This window comes from Hahnella aquatica (SeqCode) (assembly GCF_965194505.1).
In the GTDB taxonomy this organism is placed as follows: Bacteria; Pseudomonadota; Gammaproteobacteria; order Burkholderiales; family Burkholderiaceae_A; genus Hahnella; species Hahnella aquatica.
The window spans coordinates 1,820,890-1,834,640 of record NZ_OZ239144.1; the positions used below are offsets into that span (position 1 = coordinate 1,820,890).

Annotated in this window: 14 protein-coding genes; 2 read left to right on the plus strand and 12 right to left on the minus strand. The window is 62.2% G+C overall.

Going from position 1 to position 13,751, the window contains the following annotated elements:
* Positions 1-61 precede the first annotated feature (61 nt).
* The 7 genes from AC8GDA_RS09450 to AC8GDA_RS09480 form a co-directional block, all read right to left on the minus strand.
* Positions 62-964: a ParB/RepB/Spo0J family partition protein gene (locus AC8GDA_RS09450; RefSeq protein ID WP_506556270.1), complete on the minus strand. Its 903-nt coding sequence runs from the start codon at positions 962-964 to the stop codon at positions 62-64.
* Complete coding sequence (locus tag AC8GDA_RS09455; protein WP_506556271.1) at positions 961-1,782, minus strand: ParA family protein; 822 nt, start codon at positions 1,780-1,782, stop codon at positions 961-963. Before AC8GDA_RS09455 ends, AC8GDA_RS09450 begins: the two co-directional genes overlap by 4 nt.
* Complete coding sequence (locus AC8GDA_RS09460) at positions 1,779-2,489, minus strand: 16S rRNA (guanine(527)-N(7))-methyltransferase RsmG (protein ID WP_506556272.1); 711 nt, start codon at positions 2,487-2,489, stop codon at positions 1,779-1,781. The genes AC8GDA_RS09455 and AC8GDA_RS09460 overlap by 4 nt, the downstream gene beginning before the upstream one ends.
* Positions 2,490-4,397 carry a tRNA uridine-5-carboxymethylaminomethyl(34) synthesis enzyme MnmG gene (gene mnmG, locus AC8GDA_RS09465; RefSeq protein ID WP_506556273.1) on the minus strand — a complete coding sequence of 636 codons (1,908 nt, stop codon included), beginning with the start codon at positions 4,395-4,397 and terminating at the stop codon, positions 2,490-2,492.
* A gap of 148 nt (positions 4,398-4,545) precedes the next feature.
* Positions 4,546-6,015 (minus strand): NAD-dependent succinate-semialdehyde dehydrogenase, encoded by a 1,470-nt coding sequence (locus AC8GDA_RS09470; RefSeq protein ID WP_506556274.1) that lies wholly within the window; start codon positions 6,013-6,015, stop codon positions 4,546-4,548.
* 8 nt (positions 6,016-6,023) lie between these two features.
* Positions 6,024-7,526, minus strand: a complete 1,503-nt coding sequence (locus AC8GDA_RS09475) for a CoA-acylating methylmalonate-semialdehyde dehydrogenase (protein WP_506556275.1) — start codon at positions 7,524-7,526, stop codon at positions 6,024-6,026.
* A complete protein-coding gene (locus AC8GDA_RS09480) occupies positions 7,526-8,305 on the minus strand; it encodes a sulfite exporter TauE/SafE family protein (protein WP_506556276.1) in 780 nt (259 codons plus the stop codon). The genes AC8GDA_RS09475 and AC8GDA_RS09480 overlap by 1 nt, the downstream gene beginning before the upstream one ends.
* Positions 8,306-8,355: 50 nt before the next feature.
* Here AC8GDA_RS09480 and pdxA point away from each other — a divergent pair, with 50 nt between their 5' ends.
* Positions 8,356-9,339, plus strand: coding sequence for a 4-hydroxythreonine-4-phosphate dehydrogenase PdxA (gene pdxA, locus AC8GDA_RS09485; protein ID WP_506556277.1), 984 nt, complete (start codon positions 8,356-8,358; stop codon positions 9,337-9,339).
* On the plus strand, positions 9,327-9,830 hold the full coding sequence (locus AC8GDA_RS09490) for an asparaginase domain-containing protein (protein WP_506556278.1): 504 nt from the start codon (positions 9,327-9,329) through the stop codon (positions 9,828-9,830). Before pdxA ends, AC8GDA_RS09490 begins: the two co-directional genes overlap by 13 nt.
* On the opposite strand, the gene mnmE is transcribed toward AC8GDA_RS09490, so the two are convergent.
* The 5 genes from mnmE to rpmH are packed head-to-tail and all read right to left on the minus strand — an operon-like array spanning position 9,810 to position 13,637.
* The gene (mnmE, locus tag AC8GDA_RS09495) at positions 9,810-11,180 is read right to left on the minus strand and encodes a tRNA uridine-5-carboxymethylaminomethyl(34) synthesis GTPase MnmE (RefSeq protein WP_506556279.1); all 1,371 of its coding nucleotides are present in this window, start codon (positions 11,178-11,180) and stop codon (positions 9,810-9,812) included. The two genes, AC8GDA_RS09490 and mnmE, sit on opposite strands and share 21 nt — an antisense overlap.
* A complete protein-coding gene (yidC, locus tag AC8GDA_RS09500) occupies positions 11,170-12,879 on the minus strand; it encodes a membrane protein insertase YidC (protein ID WP_506556280.1) in 1,710 nt (569 codons plus the stop codon). Before yidC ends, mnmE begins: the two co-directional genes overlap by 11 nt.
* Positions 12,880-12,886: 7 nt before the next feature.
* On the minus strand, positions 12,887-13,201 hold the full coding sequence (yidD, locus tag AC8GDA_RS09505) for a membrane protein insertion efficiency factor YidD (RefSeq protein WP_506556281.1): 315 nt from the start codon (positions 13,199-13,201) through the stop codon (positions 12,887-12,889).
* Positions 13,123-13,482 (minus strand): ribonuclease P protein component, encoded by a 360-nt coding sequence (locus tag AC8GDA_RS09510; protein ID WP_506556282.1) that lies wholly within the window; start codon positions 13,480-13,482, stop codon positions 13,123-13,125. The genes yidD and AC8GDA_RS09510 overlap by 79 nt, the downstream gene beginning before the upstream one ends.
* Before the next feature lie 20 nt (positions 13,483-13,502).
* Positions 13,503-13,637 (minus strand): 50S ribosomal protein L34, encoded by a 135-nt coding sequence (gene rpmH, locus AC8GDA_RS09515; RefSeq protein ID WP_155281502.1) that lies wholly within the window; start codon positions 13,635-13,637, stop codon positions 13,503-13,505.
* Between the last annotated feature and the right edge of the window lie 114 nt (positions 13,638-13,751).

Sequence of the window (13,751 nt, forward strand, 5' to 3'; positions counted from 1 at the left end):
TTCTTGTCTACCAGCCGCCTTGGTTAAGCCTGTGGAGTGTAAAGGGCGCAAGCGTCCATTGTCAAAAACCCTCAGTGTTTGCCGGGACGAGCCGCTGCAGGAGGCCCTCAAATTCCTCGGGGCTGTTGAACTGCACCCGCAACTCCCCGCCGGCCCCTTTGGGCTTTAAGGCCACCACCAGCCCGAGCTGGTCAGACAGCACCTCTTCCATGCGACGCCAGTCGGCACTCGCCTCGGCTGCAGCCGCGCGCTTGGCGCCACTTGGCTTGCTCACACCGGATGCGCCTGCCAGCCGGCGGGCGCGCTCCTCCACGTCCCGAACAGACAGCCCCTGGGCCACAGCCAACTCTGCCAAGGCGCGCTGCTGCGGGGCGGGCAGGGTCAGCAGCACTCGGGCATGCCCTGCCTCCAATTGGCCTTCGCGCAGGTAGGCCTGCACGGCCTGGGGCAGTTGCAAGAGCCGCAGCAGGTTGGTGGTGGCACTGCGCGAGCGGCCCACAGCCTGGGCGGCCTGCTCATGGGTCAGCCCGAACTCCTCGATGAGCCGGGAAATGCCCTGCGCCTCTTCAAGCGCCGAAAGGTCTCGACGCTGCAGATTCTCGATGAGCGCCATGGCCAGGGCGGTTTGGTCGTCCACCGCCTTGACCACAGCGGGAATTTCCGTAAGCCCGGCGAGCTTGGTGGCGCGGAAACGGCGCTCGCCGGCGATGATCTCGTAGGCGACGGTGTCGGTTCCGGTGCTGATGGGCCGCACGACGATGGGCTGCAACACGCCCTGCCGACGGATGGAATCGGCAAGCTCCTCAAGCCCCGACTCATCCATGACCTGCCGAGGCTGGTAACGGCCTGCTTGCAACGCCGTGAGCGGCAAGGACACCAGACCATCGGTGGCCTCCTGCATGGGCGTGGAGGCGCCCAGCAAGACTTCTAAGCCGCGTCCGAGGCCTTTTTTCTTCAGGCTCATTGCGCCACCTCCTGGACCGCTGCTGCGCCACGCACCATGCCCATTCGCGCCACGAGCTCCTGGGCAAACGACAAGTAGGCCTGGGAGCCCCGTGAGGCTGGGTCGTAATCGAGGCCGGACTGACCATGGCTGGGGGCCTCGGCCAGGCGGACATTTCGGGGAATCACGGCCTTGAACACCTTCTCTGCGAAGTGCCGCTCGAGCTGGTCGCTGACCTGCTGAGAGAGGGTCATGCGAGGATCGAACATGACCCGCAGCAGGCCAATGATTCGCAGCTCTCGGTTCAGGCCCGCATGGACCCGCTTGATCGAATTGACCAGGTCGGAGAGGCCCTCGAGTGCAAAGTACTCACACTGCATGGGGATCACCACCCCGTGGGCGGCGCACAGCCCATTGAGGGTCAGCAGCGAGAGCGATGGGGGGCAGTCGATGACCACAATGTCGTAGTCGGCGGTGATGTCAGCCAGGCCTTTGGCCAGGCGGTGTTCGCGATCATCGAGATCGACCAGCTCCACCTCGGCACCAGCCAGGTCTCGGTTGGCGGGCAAGAGGTCGAAGCCGCCGGGGGTGCTCACACGCACGGCGGCCGCCCCCGCCAGCCCCACGAGCATGGGGTAGACCGACTGTGTCAGGCTGCTCTTGTCGATGCCGCTGCCCATGGTTGCATTGCCTTGGGGGTCGAGATCGACCAGCAAGGCCCGAAAGCCCAGGCGCGCCATGGCCGCAGCCAAGTTAACAGCCGTGGTGGTTTTGCCCACCCCGCCCTTTTGATTCGCCACCGCAAAAATATGTGTCTTGCGGGGTGTGATGGTGGTCATGCCTGCGCCCTCCGAATCCATATGAGATGTCTGTCCCCAGCCTGCCCCGGCACGCTCACCGGTTCAATCGATGCCAGGGCATACCGGGACGCATGCTCTGGATGTATGTACACACTACTTGACAAGCCTTTTATTTCACTAAGTTTTCCTGCCATGTAAAGCCAGCAAGTGCCTGGGCCCGCGTGCTGCCAAGTCAACCCAAGAAAGTCCTCCAGGGCCGCAAACGCCCGCGACGCAATGATCGCATAGCCTTGAAGAGGGGCCGCCGCAACCAGCCCAGACCCCGACTCCACCGACTCTTGAAAGACGCTCACGCGGCCCGACAGGCCCAAGTCTCGTGCGGCCCTGCGCAAGAAGGCTGCCTTTCTGGCCACCCGTTCCACCAAATGAACCTGCAGGCTGGGCGCCACCACGGCCCAAGGCAGGCCAGGAACGCCGTTGCCACTGCCGACATCCAGGATGACCGGGTTCGGCTGGTCGCCCAGGTGATCGAGCAGGCTTGGCCAGGCCACCAACGCATCCAAGATGTGACGTGGCACAGACGCCTCTGCCCCAACGGCCGTGATGTTGTGCACAGCATTCCAGCGAGACATGCCCTCCAGAAAGGCTGCGAGTTGGTCGGCCTGCACCTGGGAGAGTGGCCGGGCCTGCGAGACCGGCAACTGTTGCCACGCCCGAAGGATCTCACTGGATGCAAGACCTCCCATTTACGCTGCGCGCTCAACCGCCCGACCCCGTCCCATCCGTTTGAGGTGAATCAAGAGCAGCGAGATCGCCGCGGGCGTGACGCCAGGAAGCCGGCCCGCCTGGCCGACCGTGGCGGGCCTTGCGGCCACCAGCACTTGCCGCACCTCCACGGACAATCCACGAACCGCGGCGTAATCCAGGTCCTCTGGCAATGGCGTGTCTTCCTGGGACTGACGACGCTCGATCTCATCCTCCTGGCGCTGGATGTAGCCCTCGTACTTGAATTGAATGTCGACCTGCTGGGAGACCGCGGCGTCCATCACATGAACGTCTTCGGGTGGCAGCAGGCCCAACAAGGCCTCCAACGAAATGCCCGGCCGGCGCAGAAGCGCGGCCAAGGAGGCCTCTTGGCGGGGTGGCTCTTGGCCAAAGACCGATGCCAGTTGCTCAGCAGACAGCCGACTGGGATGCAGGTGAACCCGCTTGACCCAGTCACTCGCCTGGTCGATGGCCGTTCTCTTCGTCTCGAATGCGGCCCAACGGGCGTCGTCCACGAGACCCATGGCCCGTCCAATGGCCGTGAGCCGCAGGTCGGCGTTGTCCTCGCGCAAGCTCAGGCGATACTCGGCCCGACTGGTGAACATCCGATACGGCTCCGTCACCCCGCGGGTGACCAAATCATCCACCAGCACGCCCAGATACGCCTCATGCCGCCCCGGCGTCCATGGGGGAAGCTCCCGTGCCTGCCGCGAGGCATTGAGGCCAGCCAACAAGCCTTGGGCTGCCGCCTCCTCGTAACCCGTCGTGCCATTGATCTGGCCGGCAAAGAAGAGCCCAGCAATGTCCTTGGTTTCCAGGCTGGGCCGCAAATGACGTGGGTCGAAGTAGTCGTACTCAATGGCATAGCCTGGGCGCACGATGTCCGCAGCCTCCAGGCCCTTCATGGAGCGAACGATGCCGAGCTGGATGTCGAAAGGAAGGCTGGTGGAAATGCCGTTGGGATAGACCTCGTGGGTGGTCAAGCCCTCGGGTTCCAAATAGATCTGATGACTGCTCTTGTCGGCAAACCGATGAACCTTGTCCTCGATGGAGGGGCAGTAACGAGGCCCAACCCCTTCGATCACGCCGGTGAACATGGGCGAGCGATCGAGCCCACTGCGAATCAGGTCGTGGGTGGCCGCCGTGGTGTGCGTCACCCAGCAGGGAATTTGCCTGGGATGCATACCCGCGTCTCCCATGAAGGAGAAGACCGGAACCGGGTCGGTGTCGCCCGGCTGCTGCGCAAGCACCTGCCAATCAATCGTTCGACCATCCAGGCGTGGTGGCGTCCCCGTCTTCAGGCGGCCTTGCGCCAGCCCGAGTTCTTTCAGACGGTGTGAGAGGGCCACGGCCGGTGGGTCCCCTGCCCGGCCAGCCGAATAATGGTCTAAACCAATGTGAATTCGTCCATTGAGAAAAGTGCCAGCCGTCAGCACGACCGTTGGCGCCCGAAAGACCACACCGGTTTGGGTTCGAACGCCCGTCACGCGATCGCCCGACACCAGAATGTCGTCAACCGCCTGGGCGAAGAGCATCAGATTGGGCTGGTTCTCCAGACGCGTCCGAATCGCCTGGCGATAGAGCACCCGATCGGCCTGGGCCCGTGTGGCCCGAACCGCGGGGCCCTTGGAGGCGTTGAGAATCCGAAACTGAATGCCCGCCTCGTCCGTGGCAATGGCCATGGCCCCACCCAAGGCATCGATCTCTTTCACCAGGTGACCCTTGCCAATGCCGCCGATCGACGGATTGCAGGACATCTGGCCGAGCGTCTCCAAGGCGTGGGTCACAAGCAGCGTTGCGGCGCCGGAGCGGGCCGCGGCCAAGGCGGCCTCCGTGCCGGCATGGCCGCCACCCACCACAATCACGTCGAATGGCTTTGGATAGTTCACGTTGCTTCGGGCTTGGCCTGGCGGCGCGTTTGTGTCAAAGGGAGGCCGATTATAGGCGACCCTCGTCCCTTTGGACAGGGTCGATGCTCAGAAACGAGCGGATGGGGTTTGTTTCACGTGAAACCATGTTTCACGTGAAACAACTCGATCAGCGCAAGCCGGCGACCGTGACGTACTTCGTCTCGAGGTACTCGTCCAACCCTTGACGAGCGCCCTCACGGCCGAGACCAGACTGCTTGACGCCGCCAAAGGGCGCCACCTCATTGGAAAAGGCTCCTGCATTCACCGAGACCATCCCGGCCTCCAGCGCATGCGCCACACGGAACACGCGGCCGACATCCCGTGCATAGAAATACGCAGCCAGGCCAAACTCTGTCGCGTTCGCAGCCTCGATGACCTCTGCCTCCGATTCAAATGGGAAAATTGGGGCCACGGGACCAAAGGTTTCCTCGCGCGCGATGCGCATCCGCGCCGTGGCACCCACCAACACCGTCGGCTCAAAGAACAGCCCGCCAAGTCGATGCCGGGTGCCACCGCGAAGCACGCGCGCGCCGTGCGCCAAGGCGTCTGCCAAATGAGCCTCCACCTTCTCAACGGCGGCCTCCTCGATCAAGGGGCCGATCTGAGCGCCCTCCCCCAGGCCGGAACCAACACGAAGCGTCGCAACCCTGGCGACCAACTTCTCGGCGAACGCCGCCACCGCACCCGACTGCACATAAATTCGATTGGGGCAGACGCAGGTCTGGCCTGCATTGCGAAACTTTGCGGCCATGAGGCCTTCCACGGCGGCATCCAGGTCCGCGTCGTCGAAGACAATAAATGGCGCATTGCCGCCGAGCTCGAGCGACAACTTCTTCACCGTGGGCGCACACTGCTTGTAGAGCAGCCGCCCCACTTCCGTCGACCCGGTGAACGAGAGCTTTCGCACCCGGGGATCCTCACAGAGCACCCCCCCAATCACGGGTGCAGCATCAGCATCGCCCACCACCACATTGAAAATGCCTGCCGGAAAGCCCGCCCGCTGCCCGAGCTCGGCCAAGGCGAGCGCCGTGAGCGGCGTGGCCTCGGCGGGTTTGACGACCACCGTGCAGCCCACCGCCAATGCGGGGGCACACTTGCGCGTGATCATGGCTGCGGGGAAATTCCAAGGCGTGATGGCGGCCGCCACGCCAATGGCCTCACGAAACACAAACAGCTCTCGGTCAACACTCGGCGAGGGAATGATTTCCCCGTATGCGCGACGTGCCTCCTCGGCAAACCACTCCACGAAGCTCGCGGCATACAAGACCTCTCCCTTGGCCTCCGCTAAGGGCTTGCCCTGCTCCCGGGTCATGAGCATGGCGAGATCGTCTGCGTGGGCAAGAATGAGCCCATGCCAGGCCCTGAGGACGGCCACGCGTTCTTTGGTGGACCGTGCCCGCCAGGCCGGCAAGGCTGCCGCAGCAGCATCCACCGAATCACGCGCCTCCTGCGCGCCCATGTTGGCCACCTGTGCAATCGCCTCACCCGAGGCGGGATCGGTCACAGGAAACCGTCGACTCGACACAGCACCACGCCAGGCGCCGGCAATCAGGCCGTCGGAGCACAAAAGCGAAGGGTCTTTGAGGACAATAGCCATGGACGTGCTCACTTCATCGTGGGCATGACGAACTCTGCCCCACCCCGAATGCCCTTGGGCCAACGCTGCGTGATCGCCTTGTAACGGGTGTAGAACCGAACACCCTCCGGGCCATGAATGTGATGGTCGCCAAACAGAGAATCCTTCCAGCCTCCAAAAGAGTGAAATGCCATGGGCACCGGAATGGGGATGTTGATGCCCACCATGCCAATCTGTACCCGGCTGCCAAACTCCCTGGCTGTGTCGCCGTCACGCGTGAACAAGGAGACACCATTGCCAAAGGCATGGCCGTGAATAAGGGTCAGGGCCGACTCAAAATCAGGCACACGAACCACGCTGAGCACGGGACCAAAAATTTCATCCTGGTAGATCGACATGCTGGGCTTGACGTGGTCAAAGAGCGTTGGGCCAATGAAAAAACCCTTCTCGTGGCCTGCCGGCTTCTGGCCACGACCGTCGAGCACGAGGGTTGCGCCCTCACCCACACCCGCATCCACGTAACCCGTCACCCGCTCCAAGTGCGCCTGGGTGACCAGGGGGCCCATCTCGGCACCCGGCAGGTCACCGGGCAGCACCCGAATGGCACGAGCCTTCTCCGTGAGCCTGGCCACGAGGGCGTCGGCCACACTGCCCACCGCCACCGCCACAGAGATGGCCATGCAGCGCTCACCCGCAGAGCCATATGCCGCCCCAATGAGGGCATCCACGGCCTGGTCGAGATCTGCATCGGGCATCACCACCAAGTGATTCTTCGCGCCGCCCAGGGCCTGACAACGCTTTCCGTGGCCAGTGGCGCGTGCATGAACCGCCTTGGCAATGGGGGTGGAACCCACAAAGCTCACCGCCGCCACGTCGGGGTGATCGAGCAGAGCCTCCACCGCCGTGACACCGCCCTGCACCACCTGAAAAACACCATCCGGCAGCCCAGCCGCCTTCAAACCCTCGGCCATGAGCAGAGACGCCGACGGGTCTCGCTCGGATGGCTTCATCACGAAAGTGTTTCCACAAGCAATCGCAACGGGGAACATCCACATGGGCACCATGACGGGGAAGTTAAACGGGCTGATGCCCGCGCAAACGCCCAGCGACTGGCGAACACTCCAGGCATCGATCCCACCGCCCACCTGTTCGGTGTATTCACCCTTGAGCAACTGCGGAATGCCGCAAGCAAACTCCACCACCTCCAGGCCGCGCTGAATCTCCCCCTTGGCGTCGTCGAGCGTCTTGCCATGCTCGGAGGTGATGGCCATGGCAAGGTCATCCCGATGGCTTTCAACCCACTCCTTGAATTTAAACATCACGCGGGCGCGCTTTACCGAAGGAGTGGCCGCCCACTCTTTGTAGGCTTTCGCAGCGCCTTTGACCGCCAAGTCCACGGTCTCTGCACTGGCCAGGGCCACGGTCGAGGCCGCCGCGCCCTTGGCCGGATTGAACACTGGCTGCGAGCCATCGCCCACGCCCGCCTGTCGCTGACCATTGATCCAATGAACAATCTGTGTGGTGCTTCCCATCAAAACATCTCCCAAGTCGTCCAACCCATTCGCAGAATCATCCCCGCCAAGAGGATGAGAAAGAACTGTCTTACAAAGCCACTGCCCTTCGTCACAGCCATTCGGGTGCCGAAGGTCGAACCCAAAATATTGCAGCAGGCCATGACCACCGCCGTGACCACCAAAATAGCGCCCGCCGGAAGAAAAAAGACCAATGCCGCCACATTGGTGGTGGCATTGACCAACTTGCTGTTGGCCGACGCGTGCAAAAAGTCATACCCAAAAAACCGCACAAACACGAAGATCAGGAATGCTCCGGTGCCTGGGCCAAAAAAGCCATCGTAAAACCCAATCACACCACCCGTAAGCCCACCCGCAACCCAGGCCGCCCTGCCTGATAACCGGGGCGCATGCACCATCCCCATGTCACGGCGACGCAATGTAAAGGCCGCCACCAACACCAACAAGACCAGCACCAAGGGCTGTGCCCAGGCCCTTGGCAGCAGGCTCACCACGCTCGCACCCAACCAGGCAAAGAGCCCCGCCATGGCCACGGCCGGCGCAGCCACACGCCAATCAAGTCGGACCACCCGAATGTAACGCCACGCGGCCCAGCCTGTTCCCGCAATCGACGAAAACTTGTTGGTGCCATGAAGGCTTGCCGTGCTCGCACCAGGGTAGCTGCCAAACAACGCGGGCAATTGGATCAGCCCACCGCCGCCCACCACGGAGTCCACAAAGCCAGCCGAAAACGCCGCCAACCCCAGAAACACCAACAGCCCAAGGCTCTCGTCCACCATCGATCCCCTATGACCCCCACATGCATGAAGGGATCAGTCATCATGTCGACATGAACAGCCTGCCCCGAGCCCGCCATTCTATAGGGCTCACCATGGGTGATCCGTCCGGCATTGGCCCAGAGATCTGCCTGACCATCCTGGCCGAGCCACGCTCGCAGCAGGCCCCTGCACTCGTGCTTTACGGAGACGCCACGCACCTGGCAGAACTGGCCCAGCGGCTGAAGATTCCGCACGACCCATCCCAGTGGGTGCACACCGGTGGCGAGGGCGCCTATCCTGTTGGGGTCGACCATGCGGCCAGCGGCGAGGCTGCGCACCGGGCCATCCTGAAGGCTCATTCAGACGCGATGACCGGCCACATCCAGGCGATGGTGACCGCACCCATTTCAAAAAAGGCCCTGCACCTTGCGGGGCATCCTTGGCCAGGCCACACCGAGCTGCTGGCCCACCTCGCAAACCCGGCGCAACCGCCTGCCGTGCGCATGATGCTGGCCAACGATCAACTCACCGTCGTGCTGGATTCGATCCACACACCCCTTCGCACCGCCATCGACGCCCTCTCGGTGGAACACCTCCAAGAAACCATCCAGATCGCAGCCCAAGCAGCCACCCAGACCCTCGGGCTTGCAAAGCCACGCATCGCCGTGGCAGGTCTCAACCCCCACGCCTCTGAGGGCGGCGCATTTGGAGACGAGGAGACCCGCCTCATTGCGCCCGCCATCCGAGCCGCCCAGGCCCTCGCACCACATTGCCAAATGTCAGGGCCTTGGCCAGCAGACACGGTCTTCATGCGTGCCTGCAAAAAGAACCCCCTCGGCCAAGCCTTTGACCTGGTGGTCTGCCTCTACCACGACCAAGGCCTCATCCCGATCAAGCTCAACGGGCTGGATGACGGCGTGAACATCACCATTGGCCTGCCGTACATCCGAACCAGTGTCGACCACGGCACGGCCTTCGACATTGCCGGTCGGGGTTGCGCGAGCGCCAAATCACTCGAATCTGCCGTTAGACTCGCCTCACAATGGCTCTCCTGATTCTCTCGACCGGTGGCACCTTTGAGAAGGTTTACCGACCCGACGAAGGACGGCTCTGGTTCACTGAGAGCCGCCTCTCCCAATGGGCGCAGCAGTGTCGTCTTCCAGCCAACACGCGCACCGAGGTGCTCATGCTGGTCGACAGCCTGGACATGACCGATCTGCAACGAGACCAGATTACTGATGCAGTGGCGCACGCCGCAGAAAATCAGGTGGTCATCATCCACGGCACCGACACCATGGTGAACACGGCCCAAGCGGTGATGGGCTGCAAGCGTCCAGATCAGGTCGTGGTCTTCACCGGGGCCATGGTGCCCGCCAGCCAGCCAGAATCAGATGCGCTCTTTAACTTGGGCATGGCCGTGGCCACCGCCCAAGCGATGGCGCCAGGCACGTACGTCTGCATGTCGGGGCAAATCTTTCCAGCAGAACAGGTGAAAAAGAACAAGGCCTTGGCACGCTTTGAAGCCTCACTTCCCAATGCAGAATGAGCCAAAGATCTCGCCAAGGAGGACATCGGGATGCAGCGCCCCGGTGAGGGTGGACAACTGCTGCTGTGCCAGCCAAAGCTGCTCAGCCAACAGCTCTGCCTCGGACTCCCGCAGGTGGGCCGCGGCCAGCACCAGCGCGGCCTGAACCGCTTCGAGTGCAAGCACATGGCGCTTGCGGGCGCCCCAAGGCGCCTCCCCCTCTGAAAACCAGCCAGCCCGTGCACTCAACTGCGCACGCAGTCCATCCAGCCCTGCACCCGTCGTGGCCGACACCCAATGATGATGACCCTCGGGCGAGACCCTGGCCTGCGGCAGCAGATCCACTTTGTTGTGCACGTGCCAGACATCCTGGGCCTGTCCGCCCTGCGCCTTCCAGGCTGACATGAGCGTCTGCGCCAACACGGCGTCGGCAGGCACCACGCCGGCCGCATCTTCCACAAACAGCAACAGGTCGGCCTCTTGCACGGCCAGCCACGTGCGGGCCACACCCATCTGCTCAATGGGATCATCCGCCTCGCGCAAGCCCGCCGTGTCAGTGACATGGATGGGAATGCCGCCCACCATCAAGTCATGGTCGATGCGGTCTCGAGTCGTGCCTGCAAAGGGGGTGACGATGGCAAGCTCGCGCTCGGCCAGGGCATTCATCAGCGAAGACTTGCCCACATTGGGTGGCCCCACCAACACCACGCGCAAGCCCTCTCGTAGCGCCGCACCGCGCGCAGATGTCGCGAGCACCTGTGCCACCCGTTGCTGCAGTGCCGTCAGTCGCCCCGGCACCCCCTCTTGATCCAGAAAAGGCTCGTCCTCCTCGGGGAAATCCAGACAAGCCTCCACGCGCATGCGAAGGTCGGTGAGTTCGGCCTGCAAGGACGCCACGGCCTGGCTAAATCCACCTTGCAGAGACACCATCGCCGCCTTGGCCGCCGCGTGTGACCGGGCAGCAACCAGATCTGAAATGGCCTCGGCCTGGAGCAAGTCCAACCGATCGTTCAAGAAGGCGCGCTGACTGAATTCGCCTGGCGCGGCCAGACGAATGGGGTGTGTTGGCGTTTGAGCAGACAAACAAGCCGAGAGGACTCGGTCCAACACGGCCAGGCCGCCATGGCCCTGCAGCTCTAGAACATCTTCGCCGGTGAAGGAATTCGGGCCAGGGAAATAGAGCGCAAGGCCTTCATCCACCACCTCGCCCTCGAGCGTGCGAAATCGTCGCAGCCGTGCCTCACGGGCCGGCACCGGTGCCGACAACACCACCGACATCACCCGCTGAACACCCGGGCCAGAGACCCGCACCACACCCACCGCGCCCGGCGTTAACGCCGTGGCGATGGCCGCAATGGTGTCAGACGACATTCATCCGCTTCATGATCAACCACTGCTGCGCAATGGAGACCACGTTGTTCACCAACCAGTAGAGCACCAGGCCCGACGGGAAGAAAAAGAAAAAGACCGAGAACACGATGGGCATGGCCATCATGACCTTGGCCTGCAAGGGGTCCGGCGGTGCTGGGTTGAGCTTGGTCTGGATGAACATGGTGATGGCCATGACGATCGGCAGGATGTAATACGGGTCTGGCGTTGAAAGGTCGGTGATCCAAAGCGCCCATGGCGCGTTTCGCATCTCCACGCTTGCCAACAACACCCAATAGAGTGCCAGGAATACAGGGATCTGAATCAGAACCGGCAGGCAGCCACCCAGAGGGTTGATTTTTTCGGTCTTGTAGAGCTCCATCATGGCCTGGTTCAACTTGGCCTTGTCATTGCCATAGCGCTCTCGCAAGGCCACCAGCCGGGGAGCCACGGCCTTCATCTTGGCCATCGACTTATAGCTCGCGGCCGACAGCGGATAAAACAACAGCTTAATCAGAATGGTGAGCAGCACAATGGCCCAGCCCCAGTTGGCCACCACCTTGTGCAGTTGCTCCAACAACCAATAAATCGGTTGGGCCAAGAAAGTCAGAAAGCCGTAATCAACCACCAAATCGAGACCAGGCGCCAAGGCCTCCAGCGTACGCTGTGCCTGTGGACCCACATACAGGGTGGCATCGTGTGTTTGCTGGGCCCCGGGTGACACGGGCGCAAAGGCCTGAATCAGGCCAGCGGCATATAAATTTTCGCCCACTTTGCGGGTGTAGAACTCCCTTGGGGCGTCATTCTTCAAGACCCAGGCTGCCACAAAGTAGTGCTGGACAATGGCCATCCAGCCGTCATTGGCCTGCCGAACAAAGTCTTGTCGGCCTTTCTCAATGTCTGAAAAGTCAATCTTCTGGAACTTGCCCTGGTCGGTGTAAATGGCGGGGCCCGTGAAGGTCATGTAGAACTGGCTCTCACCAGGGGGCGCGTTTCCATTTCGTAGGAATTGCAAATACAAATTGGGCGCAAGGGTGTCTGCGCCCGTATTGAGCACCGTATGGGAGATTCGCACCGCGTGCCCAGTGGGCTCAATGGAGATGGTCTTCAGCAGCTTCAGACCACCTGATTCCGATGCAAGCACCACGGTGCGCTTGGGGTCTTGGTCTGACTTGAGAGGCTGAGGCGAAAACACCAGTGTGTGATTGGGGTAGGTGTCTGCTCGGCCCGCACCGGCCACCAAACCCGACTGGGCCTCGTAGCGGCGCTCTGTTCGACCGTCGAACAGTCGGACCACGCCGTCGTCATAGTTGTCAGACTGCTGGTCCAGCAACCTGGCCGTCACGAGATTGCCACCCAGGGTGCTGACTTCGAGATACAGGTCTCTGTTTTGCAGAACAATGACCTGGCCCTTGGCGGCCTCTGGCAACACGGGCGCAGCCGCTGCAGGCGGCGGTGCTGTGAGGCTGGGGGTGGGCAGCGTTGCCGCTGGAACGCTTGCACTGGCCACACCCGGGGCTGGCGCGGTTGCGACTGCGCCCACACCGGTTCCCACCGCGGGTGCCGATGCGTCGCTGCCCGTTGCCACCGCCCCCGCAGGCGAAGACGCATTCTGTGTCATGGACTGACGTGTCCACGCGTCCCACAGCAGAAATACAGATCCAATAAAAACCATCAATAAAATTGTGCGACGCGTGTCCATGTTGCCCTTACTGATTCGAAGATGAAGATGTGGGTGGAGAGGGAACAGGATCCCAGCCTGAACCGCCCCATGGGTGGCACCGACACAGGCGTTGGCAAGTCAAACGCCCACCCGTCCAGAGGCCGTGTTCTTGAAACGCTTCCATTGCGTAGTTGGAACAACTCGGTTCAAAACGACACCGAGGCCCCAGGATGGGCCTGAGGCCTATCTGATAAGACCAGATGGCCGCTCGCACAGCCCAAATCAACATGTTGACGGCACCTGGGATACAGACTTGGGGGTTTGAAGGCCTCGCTGAAAGAGGCCGCTGAGCAAGAGCCATTGTTGATGACGCTCCTGCGGCGTGGCGAGCGCCACCTTGTGTCGCACACGAAGCAACACCGACTGGGGCTCCAGGCCGTGTTGATGCATCAAGACACGAGACCAGCGCTTCACTTTATTTCGAGCCACCGCGGAGCGGATGCACTTCTTGGGAACGATAAGCCCGAGTCGAAGCACCGGTGCGGCACTGGTGTGCAAGGCATACGATCCAGAAACAGCCACTGGACGCGTCGACAGCAACGCACCGATTTCAGCCGGGGACCGAAGGCTTTCGAGTGCCAAATCGGCCAGCCTTGAAAAGCTTAGACAGCCAGGCGCTTGCGGCCCTTGGCGCGACGAGCACGGATCACGGCACGGCCGCCACGGGTTTTCATGCGGACCAGAAAGCCATGGGTTCTTTTGCGGCGAACCACGGAAGGCTGATATGTGCGTTTCATTTAAAGCAACTCCTATGGGTGAACCGTCAAGTGTAGCCTGTCAACAGGGTTTTCCGCAAAAATTACTGCCAGCAAGCCCTGTGGATAACTATCCGCCTCGGGTAGAATACGGCC